The organism is Janibacter sp. DB-40, from assembly GCF_029510815.1.
Taxonomy (GTDB): Bacteria; Actinomycetota; Actinomycetes; order Actinomycetales; family Dermatophilaceae; genus Janibacter.
On sequence record NZ_CP120360.1, the window covers coordinates 2,008,661 to 2,027,910 of the forward strand.

Consider the following 19,250-nt stretch of genomic DNA (forward strand, 5'->3'; position numbering starts at 1 on the left):
GCGCTAGCAGCCGAGGAGGCGAGGCGCCAGCCAGGCCTCGACCTGGTCGATCGAGACGCGCTCCTGGCGCATCGAGTCACGCTCACGGATGGTCACGGCATCGTCCTCGAGGGTGTCGAAGTCGACCGTGATGCAGTACGGCGTCCCGATCTCGTCCTGACGGCGGTACCGCTTGCCGATCGCCTGGGCGTCGTCGAAGTCGACGTTCCAGTTCCTGCGCAGCCGGGCGGCCAGGTCGCGGGCCTTGGGCGAGAGGTCGGCATTGCGCGAGAGCGGCAGCACCGCCGCCTTGACGGGAGCCAGCCGGTGGTCGAGGCGCAGCACGGTGCGCTTGTCCACGCCCCCCTTCGCGTTGGGGGCCTCGTCCTCGGCGTACGCATCCACGAGGAAGGTCATGATCGAGCGGGAGAGACCGGCCGCCGGCTCGATGACGTACGGGGTGTACTTCTCGTTGTTGGCCTGGTCGAAGAAGGACAGGTCCGTGCCGGAGTGCTTGCTGTGCGAGGTGAGGTCGTAGTCGGTGCGGTTGGCGATGCCCTCCAGCTCGCCCCACTCGTTGCCGGCGAAGTTGAAGCGGTACTCGATGTCGACGGTGCGCTTCGCGTAGTGACTCAGCTTCTCCTGCGGGTGCTCGAAGTGGCGCAGGTTGTCCGGGTCGATCCCGAGGTCGGTGTACCAGCGGGTGCGCTCCTGGATCCAGTACTCGTGCCACTCCTCGTCCTCGCCCGGCTTGACGAAGAACTCCATCTCCATCTGCTCGAACTCGCGGGTACGGAAGATGAAGTTGCCCGGCGTGATCTCGTTGCGGAACGACTTGCCGGTCTGCGCGATGCCGAAGGGCGGCTTCTTGCGCGAGGTCTGCAGGACGTTGTTGAAGTTGATGAAGATGCCCTGGGCGGTCTCCGGGCGCAGGTAGTGCAGGCCCGACTCGTCCTCGATGACCCCGAGGTAGGTCTTGAGCATCATGTTGAACTCGCGCGGCTCGGTCCACTCCCCGCGGGTGCCGCAGTCCGGGCAGACGATCTCCGTCAACGGCACCTGATCGGGGTCGACCTCGGCGCCTTCTCGGCCCTTCTTCGCCGCCTTGTCCGCCACGGCCTCCTGCAGGTGGTCCTGCCGGTGGCGCTTGTGGCAGTTGAGGCACTCGATGAGCGGGTCGCTGAAGGTGCCGACGTGGCCGGAGGCCACCCACGTCTCGCGCGGCAGGATGATCGATGAGTCCAGGCCGACGACGTCGTCGCGGCCGGTGACCATGGAGCGCCACCACTGGCGCTTGATGTTCTCCTTCAGCTCCACGCCCAGGGGGCCGTAGTCCCAGGCGGAGCGGGTCCCGCCGTAGATCTCTCCGCAGGGGAAGACGAAGCCTCGGCGCTTGCAGAGGTTGACGACGGTGTCCACGGTGGAGGTCGGCTTGGCCATGTGAGAGAGGCTATCCGGGACCCCCTCCGACGGCCGCATCGGGCCACATATCCTGTCGGCGTGCCCTCCTCAGACACGCCCCGCCCCGACCCCGTCGCGACCAACGCGTTCGAGCGCGCGAGCCTCCCGGCCACGCGCTTCCTCGCCGGGCTGCCGCCCTGGGTGCCGGTGGCCACCGTCTTCGCCCTCGTGCTCCTCGGAGGCTTCCTCGGCCCCTGGGGGGCCCTCCCTCTCGGCATCGTGGTGCTCTTCCTGCTGTGGATGCTCGCGCTCAGCTGGCCACGGCTGCGCCCGAGCGAGCGGCTGATGCGCATCGCCGTCGTCGTCCTCGTGATCGGTCTGACGATCATCTCGGTCGTCCCCCGGGGCTGACCGGCTGACTTCGCACGTGCATGGCACTTCGGGGGTGTGTTTTGACAATCGTTCTCACCTTGAGTGAGAATCATTCTCATGAACCGGACCCCGGCCGCCGTGGCCGCCTCTGCCCTGCTCCTCTCCGTCGCCGCCTGCGGGGCCACCGGGACGACCGGCGGGGACGAGGGCACGGTGTCGGTCACCACGTCGTTCTACCCGCTCGAGTACGCCACCGAGCGGGTGGGCGGGGAGCACGTCTCCGTCAGCAACCTCACCCCGGCCGGTGCCGAGCCGCACGACCTCGAGCTCAGCCCCAAGCAGGTCCTCGAGACCACCCGCGCCGATCACCTGATCCACCTCTCCGGCTTCCAGCCCTCCGTCGACGACGCGGCGGCCCAGAGCGAGGAGACCGCCTTCGACGTCTCCGGGGCGGCCCGGCTCGACATCGCCGCTGACGAGCACGACGGGCACGACCACGGCGAGGGAGCCGACGGAGGGGACGAGGGCGCGCAGGACCCCCACTTCTGGCTCGACCCGACCCGGTACGCCGACGTCGCCGACGCGATCGCCGAGCGTCTCGCCGAGGACGACCCCGAGCACGCCGAGGACTACCGGGCCAACGCCGAGGCCTTCACCGCCGAGCTCGGCGAGCTCGACCGGGAGCTGCAGCAGGACCTGTCCGACTGCGACCAGCGCGACCTCGTCACCGGTCACGCGGCCTTCGCGTACTTCGCCGACCGCTACGGCTTCCACCAGGTGCCGGTCAGCGGACTGACCCCGGATGCCCAGCCGAGCTCCGCGCAGATGGCCGAGCTGATCGCCCACATCAAGGACGAGGACATCAGCACCGTGTACACCGAGCCCCTCGTCCCCCGCGACCTCGCCGACACGGTCGCGCGCGACTCGGGGGCCGACGTGGCCGTCCTCGACCCGATCGGGGGCGTGACGGAGGAGTCCGCAGGGTCCGACTACTTCGAGATCATGCGCAGCAACCGCGACGCCGTCGTCGAGGGGCAGGGGTGCCGATGAGCAACCACGACCCCGTCATCGAGCTGCACGATGCGGCCTTCGGCTACGAGGACCGCACCGTGGTCGGCGACATCGACCTGACCGTGCGACGCGGTGAGGTCATCGCCGTCCTCGGACCGAACGGCTCGGGCAAGTCCACCCTCGTCAAGGGCCTCCTCGGGCTCGCCGACCAGCACTCCGGCACCGCCCGCGTGCTCGGGTCCCCGATCGGGTCGAGCGCCGCCCAGCGCGGCATCGGCTACGTCCCGCAGCGCCACACCCTCGCCTCCGCGGTCACGGCGACGGCCTCCGAGATCGTCACGATGGGCCGCACCGTGCGCACGCCATGGTGGGCACCGTGGCGGATCCGCTCCGCGAGCAACCGGGCCATCGTTCGGGAGGCCATGGCCGTCGTCGGTCTGGGCGCCCTCGCCGACCACGACGTCGCCACCCTCTCCGGTGGGCAGCAGCGTCGCGTGCTCATCGCCCGCGCCCTGGCCAGCCAGCCGGAGGTCTTCCTCATGGACGAGCCGACGGCCGGCGTCGACCGCGGGCACCAGCAGGTGCTGGTCGCGGTGATGCGCCGTCTCGTCGAGCGCGGCGCCACCCTCGTCGTCGTCACCCACGAGCTGGACGCGCTGGCCGACCTGGTCACCCGGGCGGTCGTCGTCAGCGGTGGTCGGATCAGCCACGACGGGCCGCCGGAGGAGGTCGTCCCGCACGAGGTGGCGCACACCCACCACGAGGGCGAGGACGAGCCGACCCCCTCGCCGGTCCCCACGACGTTCCTCCCGACGAAGGGGGGACCCCGGTGATCGACCTCCTCAGCCTGGAGTTCATGCGCAACTCCCTCATCGCGGCCATGCTCGTCGGGGCGTCCGCACCGCTGGTCGGTGTCTTCCTCGTCCAGCGGGGCATGTCCCTCGTCGGTGACGGCATGGGGCACGTCGCCCTCGCGGGCGTCGGCATCGGCGTGCTCACGCAGGGCTCCCCCGTCCTGGCCGCCCTGGTCGTCGTCATCGTGGCCGCGGTCTCGATCGAGCTGTTGCGGCACTTCGGCCGCACCAGCGGGGACCTCGCGCTGGCCGTCATGTTCTACGGCGGCATCGCGGCCGGTGTCGTCATCATCGCCAAGGCACCGCAGGGGTCCTCGACGAACCTGCAGGGGTATCTCTTCGGCGCGCTCAACACCGTCTCCCGCAACGACCTCATCGCCTTCGCCGTCCTCGCCGCGGTCGTGCTCGTGACGGTCCTCGTGCTGCGTGAACGCCTCTTCGCCGTCGCCCAGGACGAGGAGTACGCCCGCGCCTCCGGCCTGCCCGTGCTCGCGACGAACGTCCTGCTCGCGGTGCTCACCGGCGTCACGGTCGTCATCTCCATGCGGGTGATCGGCCTGCTGCTCATCAGTGCGCTGATGATCCTGCCCAACGCCACCGGCCAGCGCCTCGGGCGCTCCTTCCGCACCAGCCTGCTGTGGGCCGTGGTGGTCGGGCTGGCCACGAGCACCGGCGGAGTGGTCGTCAGCTTCTACGGCGACGCCCCGTCGGGCGCGACGATCGTCCTGCTGGCCATCGCGGCCTTCATCGCCTCCGCGGTCGGCGCCTGGCTCGTGCACCTGGTCGTCCGGCGGCGGCACCGGACCGCGGAGAGCCATGAGCACACGCACTGGGAGGACTGCGGCCACGAGGCCGTCCTCCACGGGGACCACGTCGACTACCTCCACGACGGGCACCGGCACGCCGAGCACGGTGACCACTGGGACGAGCACGCCCCCCACCAGCCCGACCCGTCCCCCTTCGAAGGGAGCCACCGATGACCGACGTCCGCAGCCGCCGCCCGACGAAGCAGCGCATCGCCATCGAGTCCGACCTCGACCGCGTCGAGGAGTTCCGCACCGCGCAGGAGATCCACGCCAGCCTCCACGCCACCGGCGACAAGATCGGGTTGGCGACCGTCTACCGCACGCTGCAGGCCATGGTCGACGAGGACCTCGTCGACCAGCTGCGCACGGACGACGGCGAGCAGATCTTCCGCCGCTGCAGCACCGGTCACCACCACCACCTGGTCTGCCGCGACTGCGGTCGCACCGTCGAGGTCGAGGGACCGGCCGTGGAGCGGTGGGCCGACCGGGTGGCTGCGGAGCACGGCTTCACCGAGGTGGCCCACACCCTGGAGCTCTTCGGGCGCTGCGCCCCGTGCCGCCGCTGACCTGCGGGGGCCCGGGACGGATACCCGCGGTGGTACGGCACCGTCGCCGTGGTAGGTGTGAGGGGCCCAACGCCAGCCGACCGACGGACCCACCTGCGACCATGAGCACCGACGCCAGCCCCACGCCCCTGCTCAACGACATCCCGCCGCCACCGAACTCCTTCGTCCTCCCGGACCACAAGATGGTCTACATGTCCGTGACGAAGGCGGCGTGCACGAGCCTTCGGTGGATGGTCGCCGACCTGTCCGGCGAGGACCCCGAGTCCTTCGTCGGCGCCATCGGGGGGCAGCAGAGCCGACTCCTGGGCATCCACGGCAAGCGCTCGCGATGGCGCAGGACCCCGCAGCTCAGCACTCTCGGCAGCGAGCAGCTGGCCGAGATCTCCCCGGACAACGGCTGGTTCGTCTTCGCCGCCGTCCGCGATCCACGCAGCAGGCTGTGGTCCGCCTGGCAGTCGACGTTCCTCGTGCGACACGTGCGGTACGTCGAGCGCTACGCCGATCGTGCGTGGTTCCCGCGCGTGCCGGCGAGCCCCGAGCAGGTCCTGGAGGACTGGCGCGCCTTCGTGCACGCCCGTCCCTGGGAGAACGATCCCGACCTGCGCACGGATGTGCACTTCCAGAGCCAGGTGCGTTCGGTGCGCCCGGGTGGGGTCAACTACACCCGGATCTACGACCTGTCCGAGCTGTCCACGCTCTTCGCCGACGTCCACGAGCACCTGCGGCCGCTCGGCCTCGACCAGCCCCTGTACACACCGCGGGCCAACGAGACCCCCCTGCCCATCGTCCCCGAGGCCCTCGACGACGGCGTCGCGGAGATCATCGAGGACTCCTTCGCCGACGACTTCCGGGCCTTCGGTGACCGGTGGAGCATCGATCGCATCCGCATGTCCGACGGGTGGTCGGCGGATGCCATCGAGCACGCCGCCTACCACACGGTCGCCAATGAGCGCATCGGTGACCTGCGCACCGAGGCACGACGACTGCAGCAGGAGCTGAAGCAGGCGCAGCGAGAGCTCCGGCGCACCCAGCGGGAGCTGACGCGGGCGCAGCGCGCTCCCCGACCTGGTGAGACCCCGCCGCGGGGACCGAGCGCACAGTCGCTCGTCGCACGGGTCCTCGACAGCCGGCCGGCGCACCGGCTCGCCCGCAGCTCCCGGGTGCGGCGCGTCGTCCCGGACCGGGTGCTGGCCGCGGCCCGATCGATCGTCCGCCGCTCCGCCTAGCACGTCCGGCTGTTTCGACGCAGCGGCCACGGGTAGGTCGTCCTCATCCGATCAGAGGAGGACGGACTCATGGCCCAGTGCGAAGTCTGCGGCAACGACTACGACAAGAGCTTCGAGGTGGTCGCGGCGGGGTCGCGGCACACCTTCGACAGCTTCGAGTGCGCCATCCATGCGGTCGCGCCCGAGTGCGAGCACTGCGGGTGCAAGGTGATCGGCCACGGCACCGAGGTCGACGGCCACTTCTACTGCTGCGCCCACTGCGCCCGGCAGTCGACGGAGGCGTCCGTCAGCGACCGCGCGTAGCCGGGTCGTCCGTCGGCGCGTCCACGGCGCCACCGTACCGCCGCTCCCGCCCGGCGTAGGTCTCGATCGCCTCCCACAGGTGGCGGCGGTCGTAGTCCGGCCACAGGGTGTCCTGGAAGACCATCTCGGCGTAGGCCGACTGCCACAGCAGGAAGTTGCTCGTGCGCTGCTCCCCCGAGCTGCGCAGGAAGAGGTCGACGTCCGGCATGTCCGGCTCGGTGAGGTATCGCGCGATCGTCCGCTCGTCGATCCGCGAGCCCTTCAGTCGTCCGGCGGCGACGTCCGCGGCGATCCCCCGCACGGCGTCGGCGATCTCGGCACGACCGCCGTAGTTGACGCAGAAGTAGAGCGTCATCGCGTCGTTGTCCCGGGTCATCTCCTGGGCGACCTCGAGCTCCTTGATCACCGAGCCCCACAGCTTCGGGCGTCGCCCGACCCAGCGCATCCGCACGCCCCAGGCATGCAGCTGGTCGCGCCGCCGGCGGATGACGTCGCGGTTGAAGCCCATGAGGAAGCGCACCTCGTCGGGTGAGCGCCGCCAGTTCTCGGTGGAGAAGGCGTAGGTCGACAGGTGCTGCACGCCGATCGCCAGAGCGCCGGCGACGACGTCGAGGAGTGCCCCCTCCCCCGCCTCGTGGCCCTTCGTGCGCGGGAGCCCGCGCTGGTTGGCCCAGCGGCCGTTGCCGTCCATGACGACGGCGACGTGGCCGGGCACCAGGTCCGCGGGCACCGGCGGTGCGGTGGCTCCGCTGGGGTGGGCGAAGGGGGTGGCGTAGCGACTCATCCGGTCCTCTGCGGTGGGGTGCGGTCGGCTTGGGTGCGATCGACGTGCGTGCGGTCGACGTGCCGGAGGGAGAGCACGCCTCGCTCGAGGTGCCACTGGAGGAAGGCAGCCGTCAGGCCCGACCCCTCGCGGCGGTGCCGCTCCTGGGAGTCGTCCGCGAGGACCCAGTCCCCGGTGAGCAACCCGGCGAGCAGGTCGAGGGTCTCGGGTGCGGGCGCCGAGGACCCGGGCACCCGGCAGCTGCGGCACAGGACCCCGCCCGAGGCGACGTGGAAGGCGCGGTGCGGCCCCCCTTCGCCGCAGCGGGCGCAGTCGTGGAAGCTCGGCGCCCACCCGGCGACCGCGAGGGCCCGCAGCAGGTAGGCGTCGAGCACGAGCTCGGGGGCGTGCTCGTCGTGGGCCAGGGAGCGCAGCGCCCCGGCGAGGAGCAGGTACTGCTGCACGGCCGGCTCGTGCGCCTCCGTGAGGCGGTCGGCGGTCTCGAGGATCGCGGCGGCGCTGGTCCAGCGTCGGTAGTCCCGTGCGAGGACGTCCCCCCAGGCGTCGAGCGACTCCGTCTGGGTCACGGTGTCGAGGTTGCGTCCCTCGTAGCACTGCAGGTCGACGTGCATCCCGGGCTCGAGGCGTGCGCCGAACTTCGACCTGGTGCGACGCACCCCCTTCGCCACGGCCCGGACCTTGCCGCGCCCGCGCGTGAGCACGGTGATGATCCGGTCGGCCTCACCCAGCTTGTGGGTGCGCAGCACGACCCCGGAGTCGCGGTAGAGGGGCATGTCCCCATTGTCCCCCTTGCACGCCGTGCGACACGCACCCCCGCACCCTCCGCGGGTCTCGAACAGGCGTTCGAGGGACTGCTACGCTGACCGCATGCAGGCGCTCCAGTCCTCGCTCTTCGACACCGCCGACGCCCCGACGCTCGGCGACCTGCAGGCGCGTCACCGGCGCCACCTCGATGGCAGCGCGTGGGTGGACCTGCTGCCCGGGTGGGCGTGCGGTGCCGACGACGTCCTCGCAACGCTGCTGCACGAGGTGCCATGGCGAGCGGAGCGGCGCACCATGTACGACTCGGTGGTCGACGTGCCGCGGTTGACCCGTTTCTACTCCGCGGGCGAGGTGCTCCCCCACCCGCTGCTCACCGAGATGCGCGAGCGGCTCACCGCGCACTACGCCCCCGAGCTCGGGGAGCCCTTCGTCACCGCCGGCCTGTGCCTCTACCGCGACGGCAGCGACTCCGTGGCCTGGCACGGCGACCGGATCGGCCGCAGTCGCACCGACGACACGATGGTCGCGATCGTCTCCCTCGGCTCGGCCCGCCACCTCGCCTTCCGGCCGCGCGACGGCGGCCCCTCGCAGCGCCTCTCCCTCGGGCACGGCGACCTGGCCGTCATGGGTGGTGCCTGCCAGCGCACCTGGGAGCACGCGGTGCCCAAGACGAGCGCCGCCGTGGGCCCTCGCATCTCGATCCAGTACCGCGTCGCCGGGGTGCGCTGAGGTCGGCGTCACGTGACGTCGAGGGGGGCCGGGCGACCCGGCCCCCCTCGGCGTGTGCTCAGACCTCGACGGCCTCGGCGTCGCGCTCGGCGCGGTTGACCGCGGAGAGGATCGCCCGCAGCGAGGCCTTGACGATCGAGTCGTGCAGGCCGACGCCCCAGAGAACGCGCTCACCGACGGCGCACTCGACGTAGGACGCGGCGCGGGCGTCACCACCGGCGGAGAGTGCGTGCTCGGCGTAGTCGAGGACGCGCACGTCGATGCCCAGCGGCTCGATGGCGTCGAGGAAGGCCGCGATCGGGCCGTTCCCGCTGCCGGAGATCGCGACCTCCTGGCCACGGTCGAGGATGTGGCCCTCGATGCGGTCGAGGCCGTCGTCCTCACCGGTGAGCGTGGTGCGCACCGGCTGGTAACGGCCCCAGCCGTCCGTGTCCTCACCGTGCAGGTACTCGTCGTTGAAGACCTCCCACAGGGCCAGGCCGCTCATCTCGCCACCGTCGGAGTCCGTCTTGCGCTGCACGACGGCGGAGAACTCCATCTGCAGGCGCCGCGGCAGCTCCAGGCCGACCTCGGAGTGCAGCAGGTAGGCGACACCACCCTTGCCGGACTGGCTGTTGACGCGCACGACCGCCTCGTAGTCGCGACCGATGTCGTGCGGGTCGATCGGCAGGTAGGGCACGCCCCAGTCGATGCCGTCGATGCTGGTCCCGGCCTCCTTGGCCCGACGCTGCATGTCGTCGAAGCCCTTCTTGATCGCGTCCTGGTGCGACCCGGAGAAGGCCGTGTAGACGAGGTCGCCGCCCCAGGCGTGCCGCGGGTGGACCGGCAGCTGCGTGCAGTGCTCGACGGTGCGCCGGATCTCGTCCATCTGCGAGAAGTCGATCTGCGGGTCGATGCCCTGGCTGAAGAGGTTCATCCCCAGGGTGACCAGGTCGACGTTGCCGGTGCGCTCGCCGTTGCCGAAGAGGCAGCCCTCGATGCGGTCGGCGCCGGCCAGGTACCCGAGCTCCGCTGCGGCGACGCCCTCGCCGCGGTCGTTGTGCGGGTGCAGAGAGAGCATGATCGACTCGCGCCGGTCGAGGTTGCGGCTCATCCACTCGATGGAGTCGGCGTAGACGTTGGGCGTGGCCATCTCGACGGTCGCCGGGAGGTTGATGATCATCTTGTGGTCCGGCGTCGGGTCGATGATGTCGATGACCGCGTTGCAGATGCGCGCGGCGAAGTCCAGCTCGGTGCCGGTGTAGGACTCCGGCGAGTACTGGTAGTAGACGGTGGTGTCCGGGACCGTCTCCTCGAGCTTCTTGCACAGCCGTGCGCCCTGCAGGGCGATGTCGATGATGCCGTCCTGGTCGGTGTTGAAGACCACCCGCCGCTGGACGATGGACGTCGAGTTGTAGAAGTGCACGATCGCCTGCTTGCTGCCGGCGATGGCGTCGAAGGTCTTCTCGACCAGGTGGTCGCGGCACTGGGTGAGCACCTGGATCGTCACGTCGTCGGGGATGTGTCCCCCGTCGATGAGCTGGCGGCAGAAGTTGAAGTCGGTCTCGCTCGCGCTCGGGAAGCCGACCTCGATCTCCTTGTAGCCCATCCGCACGAGCAGCTGGAACATCGCCATCTTGCGGTCGGCATCCATCGGGTCGATGAGTGCCTGGTTGCCATCACGCAGGTCGACCGCGCACCAGCGCGGCGCCTGGGTCATGACCTTGTCCGGCCAGGTGCGGTCGGGCAGCTCGACGGCGATCTGGTCCTGGAAGGGGATGTACTTCTGGATCGGCATCCGGGTGGACTGCTGGGGGTGGATCATGCGTTCTCGTCCTTCGTCACGTCAGTGGGTGGGGCGGCACCACGAACTCCGCGACGAGGTGGCCGTCTGTCAGGCCCCGCCGCGGCAGAGAAGGAGGAGATCCGTCCGCATGATCACCCACGATACTCCCTGCCCCCGCCCGGGGAGACGCTGGTCACGATCCGGACGGCACAGGACCCGCACCTCCGTGCGGAGATGCGGGTCCTGTGGCGCGGTGCGGAGGGTCAGCCCTTGCGGGCGACCAGCTCCTCGGCGATCTGCACGGCGTTGAGCGCGGCGCCCTTGCGCAGGTTGTCACCGGCGACGAAGAACGTGAGGCCCTTGCCCTCCGGGGCGGCCTGGTCGACGCGGATGCGACCGACGAAGACGTCGTCCTTGCCGGCCGACTGCAGGGGGTTGGGCACCTCGGTGACCACGACGTTCTGCGCACCCTCGAGGATCGTCGTGGCCTGCTCCGGAGTGATCTCCCGGTCGAACTCGGCGTGGACCGCCAGGGCGTGACCGGTGAAGACCGGGACCCGGACGCACGTGCCGGAGACCCGCAGCTGCGGGATGTGCAGGATGCGGCGAGACTCGTTGCGCAGCTTCTGCTCCTCGTCGGTCTCGAGGCTGCCGTCGTCGACGACCGAGCCCGCGACCGGCACGACGTTGAAACCGATGTGCGCGTCGTAGACCTGCGGCTCGGGCAGCGTCAGCGCGTCGCCGTCGGTGGCGAGGTCCTTGGGGTCCCCCGAGGCGTAGCCGGCGCGCAGCTGGCTGTCCAGCTCCTCCAGACCCTTGCCGCCGGAGCCGGAGACGGCCTGGTAGGTGGCCACGCGAAGGGAGACCAGCCCCGCCTCGTCGTGGAGGGGCTTGAGGACCGGCATCGCGGCCATGGTCGTGCAGTTCGGGTTGGCGACGATCCCCTTGGGGGTGTCGGCCAGGTCGTCGGCGTTGACCTCGGAGACGACGAGCGGGACCTCGGGGTCCTTGCGCCAGGCGCTGGAGTTGTCGACGACGATCGCGCCGGCGGCCGCGACCTGCGGCGCGTACTCCTTGCTGGAGGAGCCGCCGTTGGAGAAGAGGGCGATGTCCAGACCGGAGAAGTCGGCGGTGGCGGTGTCCTCGACCGTCACCTCCTGGTCCTTCCACGGGAGGGTCGACCCGGCGGACCGCGCGGAGGCGAAGTAGCGGATCGAGGTCACGGGGAAGTCCCGCTCCTCGAGCAGCTCACGCATGACGGATCCGACCTGGCCGGTGGCACCAAAGAGTCCAATGTGCATGGCGGCAAGGATACTGGCCGGGGCCCGAACCCCCAATCGGGCTCGGGCCCCGGACGGGCGTGTCCGCGATGCGGACGGGGTGACCCCGGCTCCTCGCCTACTTCTCCGGCGGCGTCACCGGCGCCTGGCCGTCACGTGGCGGCCGGCGCGTGATGACGCGGACGAGATCGTCCATCTCCTCCTTGACCTCCTGCTTGATCGACCTGCGGAAGCGGCGCTCCCGACCGTGGACGACCCGGCCGTACTCCTCCATGAGCGCCTTGGCCGTCCCCCACGCCATGAAGACCATGACGACGCTGAACGGAGCGGCGACGAGGATGGCCATCGTCTGCAGGGCCGACAAGCCGGTGCCTGCGGCACCGCCGACGACGATGAGCGCCGCGGCGACCGTGCCCTCGAAGATCGCCCACATGACGCGGCTCCACACCGGCGGGTTCGCCTGGCCGCCCGAGGCCAGCATGTCGACGACGAAGGAGCCGGAGTCCGAGCTCGTGACGAAGAAGACGACGACGAGGAGCATGGCGACCCAGCTGAGCAGAGCCGATGCGGGCAGCCCGTCGAGCAGCTGGAAGAGGGCCAGGTCCGTCGAGACCGTCCCGTCATCGGCGATGATGCCGCCGTTGCCGAAGATCTCCCGGTGGATGCCGGACCCACCGAGCACGGAGAACCAGAGCATCCCGACGAGCGTCGGCACGAGGAGGACTCCGGTGATGAACTCCCGCACGGTCCGGCCCCGGGAGATGCGTGCGATGAAGACGCCGACGAAGGGCGACCAGCTGATCCACCAGCCCCAGTAGAAGGTCGTCCACCCCGAGAGCCAGCTCTGGCCGTCGCTCCCCTCGAAGGCGAGGGTCCTGAAGGCCAGACCGAAGAAGTTCCGCAGGTACGAGCCGATCTGCTGGACGAAGTCCCCCAGGAGGAAGCTGGTCGGACCGAGGAAGAGCACGACGAGCAGGAGCAGCGCCGCGATGACCATGTTGGCGTTGGACAGGAAACGGATGCCCTTGTCCACGCCGCTGGCGACCGAGACGACCGCGACCGCCGTGATGCCGGTGATGAGGATGACGAGCAGGGACGTGGAGACGCTGCCGGTCTCCTCGGAGACCTCTGCCACGCCGAGGTGGCCCAGACCGGCGCCGACCTGGGAGACACCGAAGCCGAGCGATGTCGCGACACCGAAGAGGGTCCCGATGATGGCCAGGATGTCGATGACGTCACCGAGGACACCCTTGACCTTGGTGCCGAAGATCGGCTCGAGTGCCCACCGGATCGAGACCGGTCGCTTCTTGCGGTGCACCGCGTAGGCGACGGACAGGCCGACGACCACGTAGATCGCCCACGCGTGCAGCCCCCAGTGCAGGAAGGTGGTGTCCATCGCCTCACGGGCGCGTGCGGCCGCGTCCTCGGACGTGCCGGGCGGCGGGCTGGCGAAGTGGTTCAGCGGCTCGGCCACCCCCCAGAACATCAGGCCGATGCCCATGCCGGCAGCGAAGAGCATCGCGAACCAGGACGGGAGGGAGTACTCGGGGTCCTCCTCCGGGTCACCGAGGACGATGCTCCCCATCGGGGAGGCCGCCATCCAGATCGACCAGAAGACGAATCCGGACACGACGAGGACGTAGAACCAGCCGAGCTCGCCGATGATCGTGTCGTTCAACGAGCCGAGGACCGAGTCCATCTGCTCCGGCCAGATCATCGCGATCCCCACGAAGACGCCCAGCAGGACGGCCGAGGGCCAGAAGACCCGTGGGGCGAGGATGGCCTTCTTCGACTGCGGGGGCGGGGAGCCGTCGGGCGTGCCCGGCGGCTCGGCCCCCTCGTGGACTGACGTGTCTGTCGTCATTGCGAATCGGCCGCGCCTCGGCCTCTCCTTACGTTTGACGGTGGCGACGATCGGGCACACGCACGTGCGCCCAACCGAACACTCTGACCCACAACCGGTCCTGCGCCAAACGCAGGCGAGCGGCGCAGGAGTCTCAGAACCCCAGTCGCTGCATCTGCTTCGGGTCCCGCTGCCAGTCCTTGGCCACCTTGACGTGCAGGTCCAAGAAGACCCGCTGCCCGAGGATCTTCTCGATCCCCTGACGGGCCGTCGTCCCCACCTCCCGCAGGCGGGAGCCGCCACGACCGATGATGATCGCCTTCTGGCTGTCGCGCTCGACGAAGACGTGCACGCGCACGTCGAGCATCGGCGAGTCGTCCGGGCGTCCCTCCCGCGGCACGATCTCCTCCACGACGACCGCGAGGCTGTGCGGCAGCTCGTCGCGCACGCCCTCGAGCGCGGCCTCGCGCACGAGCTCGGCGATCATCCGCTCCTCGGGCTCGTCGCTGACGGCGTCCTCGGGGTAGAGCGGCGCGGGCGAGGGCGGCAGGTGCTGCGACAGCACAGCCAGGACGTCGTCAACCTGGTCCCCGCGCACGGCCGAGCAGGGAACGATCGCCGCCCAGTCCCCGAGCTGGTCGATGGCGATCAGGTGCTCGGCCAGGCGCTGCTTGTCCACGGCGTCGCTCTTGGTCGCGATGGCGACGACCGGCACCTTCTTCGCCCGCTGCAGCTCACGCAGGTCGGAGGCGATGAAGCCGTCGCCCGGGCCGATCTTCTGGTCCGCCGGCAGGCAGAAGCCGATCACGTCGACCTCGAGCAGCGTCTCGCGGACGAGGTCGTTGAGCCGCTCCCCCAACAGCGTGCGCGGCTTGTGCAGTCCCGGGGTGTCGACGAGGATCAGCTGCTCGTGCTCCTCCGGGCGCGTGACGATCCCGCGGATGATGTGCCGGGTCGTCTGGGGCTTGCTCGAGGTGATCGCCACCTTGTTGCCGACGAGGGCGTTGGTCAGCGTCGACTTGCCCGCGTTGGGCCGTCCGACGAGACAGGCGAAGCCCGCCCTCCACTGCGCAGCGTCCACGCTCATGCCCCGATCTCCTGGTCCATCTCGTCCGCGTCCTGCGTCAGCACGCGCTCGACGATGACCGTCGCGATGCGGTGCCGTCGTCCGGACATCTTCTCAGCCGTGAGAGACAACCCTGCCACCTCGCAGTGCGAGCCGCTGATCGGGACCCGGCCGGTCACCTTGCCGAGGAGCCCCCCGACGGTGTCGACCTCCTCGTCCTCGAGGTCCACGTCGTAGAGCTCGGCGAGGTCGTCGACGCCGAACGCGGCCGGGACGCGGTGGCGCCCGTCGCCGAGGTCCTCCACGCCGGGTCCCTCGCGGTCGTACTCGTCGGCGATCTCCCCGACGATCTCCTCGAGGATGTCCTCGATCGTCACGAGGCCGGCGGTGCCGCCGTACTCGTCGACGACGATCGCGGCGTGCGTCTGGTTGACCTGCATCTCGCGCAGCAGCTCGTCGACGGGCTTGCTCTCGGGGACGAAGGGGGCCGGTCGCATGAACGTCGAGACCGGCCTGTCCGCCGTCCCCTCGTCCGCCAGCAGGGAGCGCACGACGTCCTTGAGGTAGAGCAGGCCGACGATGTCGTCGCTGGACTCGCCGACGACGGGCACCCGGGAGAAGCCGGAGCGGATGAAGAGGTTGAGACCCTTGCGCGCCGGCTTGTCGGACTCGATGGTGATCATGTCGGTGCGCGGGACCATCACCTCGTGGGCGAGCGTGTCACCGAGCTCGAAGACCGAGTGGAGCATGTCGCGCTCCTCGTCCTCGATGAGGGCGTTCTCCCCCGCGAGGTCGAGCAGGTCGCGCAGCTCGGCCTCCGAGCGGAAGGGCCCGTCCCGGTAGCCACCACCGGGCGTGAAGGCATTGCTGAGGGTGACCAGCAGCCGCGCGAAGGGGCCGAGGATGCGCCGCAGCCAGATGACGAAGGGGGCCGCGGCCAGGGCCACCGGGGTGCTGTGCTGCTGCCCCAGGGTGCGCGGCGAGACCCCGACGAGCATGAAGGTGACGACGACCATGATCGCCACGGAGATGATGAGCGCGAGCCAGGTGCGCTCGACCTGGTCGACGACGACGAGGGCGATGAGCACGGCTGCCGACGCCTCGGCGATGGCCCGCAGGAAGGCGATGACCGAGATGGGACCGGCGCTCTCGGCGAGGATGGCGCGCAGCTCCGTGGCCCCGCGCCTCCCTTCGCTGTCGGCCTCCTCGGCTGCGACGCGCGAGGCGGAGCCGATGGCGGCGTCGATGAGCGTGAGGACGAACGCGGCGACGATCGCGATGACCGCGCCGACGATGAAGCCGGTCACGCCCGGGTCTCCCTCCCGCGACCCGCGAGGAAGGTGAGGAGCAGCTGTCGCTGCAGCTCGAACATCTCCGTCTCCTCCTCGGGCTCCGCGTGGTCGAAGCCCAGGAGGTGGAGGATCCCGTGCGTGGTCAGCAGGAGCATCTCCTCGATCGTCGCGTGGCCGGCCTCGACGGCCTGCTTCGCGGCCACGGAGGGGCACAGGACGATGTCGCCGAGGACTCCCTCCTGGGGCTCCTCGCCGTCACGACCGGGCTCGAGCTCGTCCATCGGGAAGCTCATGACGTCGGTGGGACCGGGCAGGTCCATCCACTGCTCGTGCAGGACGGTCATGGTGTCCTCGTCGACCATGCGGATGCACAGCTCCGCCTGGGGGTGGACCCGCAGCTCTCCCAGAACGTAGCGGGAGATCTCGACGAACTCGCGTTCGTCGACCTCCTGGTCGGTCTCGTTGAGGACCTCGATGCTCACTGCTGCTGACCCTTCGTCGCGTCGTACCGGTCGTAGGCGCCCACGATCTCCCCGACGAGACGGTGGCGCACGACGTCGCTCGCGTCGAGGTGGGCGAAGTGGATCCCGTCGATGTCGGACAGGATGCGCTGGACGACCTTCAGGCCGGACTTGACGCCACCCGGGAGGTCGACCTGGCTGGTGTCGCCGGTGATGACCATCTTGGACCCGAAGCCCAGCCGGGTGAGGAACATCTTCATCTGCTCCGGCGAGGTGTTCTGCGCCTCGTCGAGGATGATGAAGGAGTCGTTGAGGGTGCGCCCGCGCATGAAGGCCAGCGGGGCGACCTCGATGGTCCCGGCGGCCATGAGCCGTGGGATGGACTCCGGGTCGAGCATGTCGTGCAGCGCGTCGTAGAGCGGGCGCAGGTAGGGGTCGATCTTGTCGCCCAGCGTGCCGGGGAGGAAGCCGAGCTTCTCCCCCGCCTCCACGGCGGGCCGGGTGAGGATGATGCGGTTGACCTCCTTGGCCTGCAGTGCCGCGACCGCCTTGGCCATCGCCAGGTAGGTCTTGCCGGTGCCGGCCGGGCCGATGCCGAAGATCACCGTGTTGTCGCCGATCGCGTCGACGTAGTGCTTCTGCCCGAGGGTCTTGGGACGGATCGTGCGACCGCGGTTGGAGACGATGTTGGTCGTCAGCACGTCGGCGGGGCGCTCGCGGGTGCGGCCCCGCAGCATCGTGATCGAGCGCTCGACGGCGTCGCGGTTGAGGGGCTGCCCTGACTCGAGGACCTCCATGAGCTCGTCGAGGAGCCGGTCGATGACCTCGAGGTCGTCCTCCGGTCCGCGCAGGCGGAACTCGTTGCCGCGCACGAGGATCTCCGTCTTGGGGAAGGATCGTTCCATCGTGCGCAGCAGCTCGTCGGTGGGCCCCAGGAGGCTCACCATGGGCATGTTGTCGGGCAGGACGATCGTCTGCTGCACCGTCGGCGAACGGAGGTCGTCGCGGCGCGGGTCGTCGGCGATCGAGTCGAGGGCGCGCAGGTCGGGTTGGTCTGGTCGAGGCATCGTGTGCCCCAGTCTACGCGGGACGCCGGATCGACCACGAGCGACGGACCCGCTCGTCCGCGTCAGTCACCGTCCGACGGGACCCCGATGACGGGGTCGGCCAGGGCCCGGTCGAGCTCGGTGGCCGCGTCCCGCCCCATCCCCCGCAGGGTGGTCTCGCGGAAGAGCGCCCGGCTGGCCATCCCTGCGGCGGGGTAGCCCTCGGCCACCATCGCCGACTCCATGGCCACGAGCACGGACACGGGGTCGGCGACCCCGATCTGCCACCAGCCGAAGGGACCGTCGCCGGTGACCGGACGATGGCGCAGCACGGCGTTCGTCCCGTCCGGGTCGTCCGACCCGCCCGGTCCCCGGACCGACCCGTTGACGACGGCTGCCGGAGGCCGGACAGCGCGCTGCACGTGGGCCGCGAGCCAGCGCCTGGCCGTGGCCGTGGTCGGGGCGATGAAGACCCGGCCGGGGTCGACGCTCGACCAGGGCACGACCGCGGCCGGTGCGTCGGCGGTGGCCCGCAGCACGATCCCACCACGGTGCACGTCGTGCCGGCGGCGTCGTGCGGCCAGCAGGAGGGCGAGCAGCACACCTGCGATGAGTACGGCGACGCCGAGGAAGATGGCGACGACGTCGCGTGCCAGGTCCTCGCGGGGGCCGACCAGGGCCCGCAGGAGACCCAGGGCCAGGCCCAGGTCGAGGGCGAGCAGCGCCCCCTTCGCCCACAACCGCGCGTGGACACCACCGCGGTAGCGGGCCAGCAACGGACCCATGTCCTCGGGCGTGGCCGCGGCCCAGCTGGCGAGCACCGCGTGGTCCTCGTCGGTACCGCCGTGCCACTGGAAGAACTGGTTCCTCACGGCGGGGCGTCTGGCCGTCATCGAGTGAGCTGCTCCATTCGCTGCCGGGTGTTTGCAGTGACCCTAGCGATGTCTGCCTGCCTACCTCCACCGGGTGCGGGTGCTGATGGCGGCGACCGCCGCCGGGCCGGCGCTCGAGGCGCGCAGCACGGTGCTGCCGAGCCGGACCGGCACCGCCCCCGCCTCGACGAGGCGGTCGATCTCCTGCGGCGAGATCCCTCCTTCGGGCCCGACGACGAGGAGGATCTCGCCGGCCGCGGGCAGCTCCACCGTCGCCAGCGGGGTGGTCGCCTCCTCGTGCAGGACGAAGGGGGTGACCCCCTCCTGCGCGCACCGCTGCGCGAGCGAGGGGGTGGTGACGAGGTCACCGAGGTCGGGCCAGCGGCCGCGCCGCGACTGCTTGGCGGCGCGCTCGATGACGTTGGCCCACTTGCGCAGGCCCTTGTCGACCTTCGGGCCCTTCCACCGCACGATCGAGCGGTCCGCCTGCCAGGGCAGGACCCCGTCGACCCCGAGCTCGGTCACGGCCTCGACGGCGTCCTCGTCGCGGCCGTCCTTGGCGAGGGCCTGCACCAGGGTGAGCCGAAGGGAGGGTGCCGGCTCGTCCGCACGTCCCGTCACGCGCAGCGCGACGAGACCGGGGGCCACCGAGTCGGCGACGCTGCGCACGCGTGCTCCGCTGCGGTCGGCGACGAGGACCTCCTCGCCCGCCCGCAGCCGCACCACCGTCGCGGCGTGGTGTGCCTCGGCCCCGGTGAGCTCGACGACGTCGTCGGGCCCGAGCCCGTCGAGGGCCCCGGGGTCGACGAGGAAGAGGGGGGCGGTCACCGGT

General features: G+C 70.6%; 20 protein-coding genes. 8 read left to right on the forward strand and 12 right to left on the reverse strand.

Features of this window, described 5'->3' with window-relative positions; all coding sequences use genetic code 11:
- Nucleotides 1–3: 3 nt before the first annotated feature.
- A complete protein-coding gene (locus PVE36_RS09505) occupies nucleotides 4–1,419 on the reverse strand; it encodes a glycine--tRNA ligase (RefSeq protein ID WP_277451907.1) in 1,416 nt (471 codons plus the stop codon).
- Between the two features lie 60 nt (nucleotides 1,420–1,479).
- Here PVE36_RS09505 and PVE36_RS09510 point away from each other — a divergent pair, with 60 nt between their 5' ends.
- The 7 genes from PVE36_RS09510 to PVE36_RS09540 all read left to right on the forward strand — a co-directional run bounded on the left by PVE36_RS09510 (nucleotide 1,480) and on the right by PVE36_RS09540 (nucleotide 6,518).
- Nucleotides 1,480–1,791: a DUF6703 family protein gene (locus PVE36_RS09510; protein WP_277451909.1), complete on the forward strand. Its 312-nt coding sequence runs from the start codon at nucleotides 1,480–1,482 to the stop codon at nucleotides 1,789–1,791.
- A gap of 78 nt (nucleotides 1,792–1,869) precedes the next feature.
- Nucleotides 1,870–2,802: a metal ABC transporter substrate-binding protein gene (locus PVE36_RS09515; RefSeq protein ID WP_277451911.1), complete on the forward strand. Its 933-nt coding sequence runs from the start codon at nucleotides 1,870–1,872 to the stop codon at nucleotides 2,800–2,802.
- Entirely contained in the window at nucleotides 2,799–3,596 is a 798-nt protein-coding gene (locus PVE36_RS09520) for a metal ABC transporter ATP-binding protein (RefSeq protein ID WP_277451913.1), read from the forward strand. Before PVE36_RS09515 ends, PVE36_RS09520 begins: the two co-directional genes overlap by 4 nt.
- Nucleotides 3,593–4,597 carry a metal ABC transporter permease gene (locus PVE36_RS09525; RefSeq protein WP_277451914.1) on the forward strand — a complete coding sequence of 335 codons (1,005 nt, stop codon included), beginning with the start codon at nucleotides 3,593–3,595 and terminating at the stop codon, nucleotides 4,595–4,597. The genes PVE36_RS09520 and PVE36_RS09525 overlap by 4 nt, the downstream gene beginning before the upstream one ends.
- Nucleotides 4,594–4,989, forward strand: a complete 396-nt coding sequence (locus PVE36_RS09530) for a transcriptional repressor (protein WP_277451916.1) — start codon at nucleotides 4,594–4,596, stop codon at nucleotides 4,987–4,989. Before PVE36_RS09525 ends, PVE36_RS09530 begins: the two co-directional genes overlap by 4 nt.
- Before the next feature lie 101 nt (nucleotides 4,990–5,090).
- On the forward strand, nucleotides 5,091–6,215 hold the full coding sequence (locus PVE36_RS09535; protein ID WP_277451919.1) for a sulfotransferase family 2 domain-containing protein: 1,125 nt from the start codon (nucleotides 5,091–5,093) through the stop codon (nucleotides 6,213–6,215).
- Between the two features lie 69 nt (nucleotides 6,216–6,284).
- Nucleotides 6,285–6,518 (forward strand): hypothetical protein, encoded by a 234-nt coding sequence (locus PVE36_RS09540; protein ID WP_277451923.1) that lies wholly within the window; start codon nucleotides 6,285–6,287, stop codon nucleotides 6,516–6,518.
- Here PVE36_RS09540 and PVE36_RS09545 read toward each other — a convergent pair.
- Entirely contained in the window at nucleotides 6,502–7,302 is an 801-nt protein-coding gene (locus PVE36_RS09545; RefSeq protein WP_277451925.1) for an isoprenyl transferase, read from the reverse strand. The genes PVE36_RS09540 and PVE36_RS09545 overlap by 17 nt on opposite strands.
- Nucleotides 7,299–8,075, reverse strand: coding sequence for a DNA repair protein RecO (recO, locus tag PVE36_RS09550; protein ID WP_277451926.1), 777 nt, complete (start codon nucleotides 8,073–8,075; stop codon nucleotides 7,299–7,301). Before recO ends, PVE36_RS09545 begins: the two co-directional genes overlap by 4 nt.
- Nucleotides 8,076–8,169: 94 nt before the next feature.
- On the opposite strand from recO, the gene PVE36_RS09555 reads away from it, so the two are divergent.
- Nucleotides 8,170–8,793: an alpha-ketoglutarate-dependent dioxygenase AlkB gene (locus PVE36_RS09555; protein ID WP_277451927.1), complete on the forward strand. Its 624-nt coding sequence runs from the start codon at nucleotides 8,170–8,172 to the stop codon at nucleotides 8,791–8,793.
- A gap of 58 nt (nucleotides 8,794–8,851) precedes the next feature.
- On the opposite strand, the gene leuA is transcribed toward PVE36_RS09555, so the two are convergent.
- The 9 genes from leuA to PVE36_RS09600 all read right to left on the reverse strand — a co-directional run bounded on the left by leuA (nucleotide 8,852) and on the right by PVE36_RS09600 (nucleotide 19,246).
- Nucleotides 8,852–10,597, reverse strand: coding sequence for a 2-isopropylmalate synthase (gene leuA / locus PVE36_RS09560; protein WP_277451928.1), 1,746 nt, complete (start codon nucleotides 10,595–10,597; stop codon nucleotides 8,852–8,854).
- A gap of 224 nt (nucleotides 10,598–10,821) precedes the next feature.
- Nucleotides 10,822–11,859: an aspartate-semialdehyde dehydrogenase gene (locus PVE36_RS09565; protein ID WP_277451929.1), complete on the reverse strand. Its 1,038-nt coding sequence runs from the start codon at nucleotides 11,857–11,859 to the stop codon at nucleotides 10,822–10,824.
- 97 nt (nucleotides 11,860–11,956) lie between these two features.
- The gene (locus PVE36_RS09570) at nucleotides 11,957–13,702 is read right to left on the reverse strand and encodes a BCCT family transporter (protein WP_277451930.1); all 1,746 of its coding nucleotides are present in this window, start codon (nucleotides 13,700–13,702) and stop codon (nucleotides 11,957–11,959) included.
- Nucleotides 13,703–13,835: 133 nt separating this feature from the next.
- On the reverse strand, nucleotides 13,836–14,768 hold the full coding sequence (gene era, locus PVE36_RS09575; protein ID WP_277451931.1) for a GTPase Era: 933 nt from the start codon (nucleotides 14,766–14,768) through the stop codon (nucleotides 13,836–13,838).
- Entirely contained in the window at nucleotides 14,765–16,054 is a 1,290-nt protein-coding gene (locus PVE36_RS09580; RefSeq protein ID WP_277451933.1) for a hemolysin family protein, read from the reverse strand. The genes era and PVE36_RS09580 overlap by 4 nt, the downstream gene beginning before the upstream one ends.
- Nucleotides 16,051–16,521 carry an rRNA maturation RNase YbeY gene (ybeY, locus tag PVE36_RS09585; RefSeq protein WP_277451934.1) on the reverse strand — a complete coding sequence of 157 codons (471 nt, stop codon included), beginning with the start codon at nucleotides 16,519–16,521 and terminating at the stop codon, nucleotides 16,051–16,053. Before ybeY ends, PVE36_RS09580 begins: the two co-directional genes overlap by 4 nt.
- Nucleotides 16,518–17,567, reverse strand: a complete 1,050-nt coding sequence (locus tag PVE36_RS09590) for a PhoH family protein (RefSeq protein ID WP_277451935.1) — start codon at nucleotides 17,565–17,567, stop codon at nucleotides 16,518–16,520. Before PVE36_RS09590 ends, ybeY begins: the two co-directional genes overlap by 4 nt.
- A 62-nt stretch (nucleotides 17,568–17,629) precedes the next feature.
- Nucleotides 17,630–18,439 carry a hypothetical protein gene (locus PVE36_RS09595; RefSeq protein ID WP_277451936.1) on the reverse strand — a complete coding sequence of 270 codons (810 nt, stop codon included), beginning with the start codon at nucleotides 18,437–18,439 and terminating at the stop codon, nucleotides 17,630–17,632.
- A gap of 60 nt (nucleotides 18,440–18,499) precedes the next feature.
- Entirely contained in the window at nucleotides 18,500–19,246 is a 747-nt protein-coding gene (locus tag PVE36_RS09600; protein ID WP_277451937.1) for a 16S rRNA (uracil(1498)-N(3))-methyltransferase, read from the reverse strand.
- Between the last annotated feature and the right edge of the window lie 4 nt (nucleotides 19,247–19,250).

Coding starts and splice junctions, on each gene's coding strand:
- PVE36_RS09595 (WP_277451936.1), bottom strand. CDS start 18,439: ATGACGGCCAGACGCCCCGCCGTGAGGAACCAGTTCTTCCAGTGGCAC.
- PVE36_RS09545 (WP_277451925.1), bottom strand. CDS start 7,302: ATGAGTCGCTACGCCACCCCCTTCGCCCACCCCAGCGGAGCCACCGCA.
- PVE36_RS09535 (WP_277451919.1), top strand. CDS start 5,091: ATGAGCACCGACGCCAGCCCCACGCCCCTGCTCAACGACATCCCGCCG.
- PVE36_RS09515 (WP_277451911.1), top strand. CDS start 1,870: ATGAACCGGACCCCGGCCGCCGTGGCCGCCTCTGCCCTGCTCCTCTCC.
- leuA (WP_277451928.1), bottom strand. CDS start 10,597: ATGATCCACCCCCAGCAGTCCACCCGGATGCCGATCCAGAAGTACATC.
- PVE36_RS09555 (WP_277451927.1), top strand. CDS start 8,170: ATGCAGGCGCTCCAGTCCTCGCTCTTCGACACCGCCGACGCCCCGACG.
- PVE36_RS09505 (WP_277451907.1), bottom strand. CDS start 1,419: ATGGCCAAGCCGACCTCCACCGTGGACACCGTCGTCAACCTCTGCAAG.
- PVE36_RS09540 (WP_277451923.1), top strand. CDS start 6,285: ATGGCCCAGTGCGAAGTCTGCGGCAACGACTACGACAAGAGCTTCGAG.
- recO (WP_277451926.1), bottom strand. CDS start 8,075: ATGCCCCTCTACCGCGACTCCGGGGTCGTGCTGCGCACCCACAAGCTG.
- PVE36_RS09590 (WP_277451935.1), bottom strand. CDS start 17,567: ATGCCTCGACCAGACCAACCCGACCTGCGCGCCCTCGACTCGATCGCC.
- PVE36_RS09570 (WP_277451930.1), bottom strand. CDS start 13,702: ATGACGACAGACACGTCAGTCCACGAGGGGGCCGAGCCGCCGGGCACG.
- PVE36_RS09520 (WP_277451913.1), top strand. CDS start 2,799: ATGAGCAACCACGACCCCGTCATCGAGCTGCACGATGCGGCCTTCGGC.
- era (WP_277451931.1), bottom strand. CDS start 14,768: ATGAGCGTGGACGCTGCGCAGTGGAGGGCGGGCTTCGCCTGTCTCGTC.
- PVE36_RS09530 (WP_277451916.1), top strand. CDS start 4,594: ATGACCGACGTCCGCAGCCGCCGCCCGACGAAGCAGCGCATCGCCATC.
- PVE36_RS09565 (WP_277451929.1), bottom strand. CDS start 11,859: ATGCACATTGGACTCTTTGGTGCCACCGGCCAGGTCGGATCCGTCATG.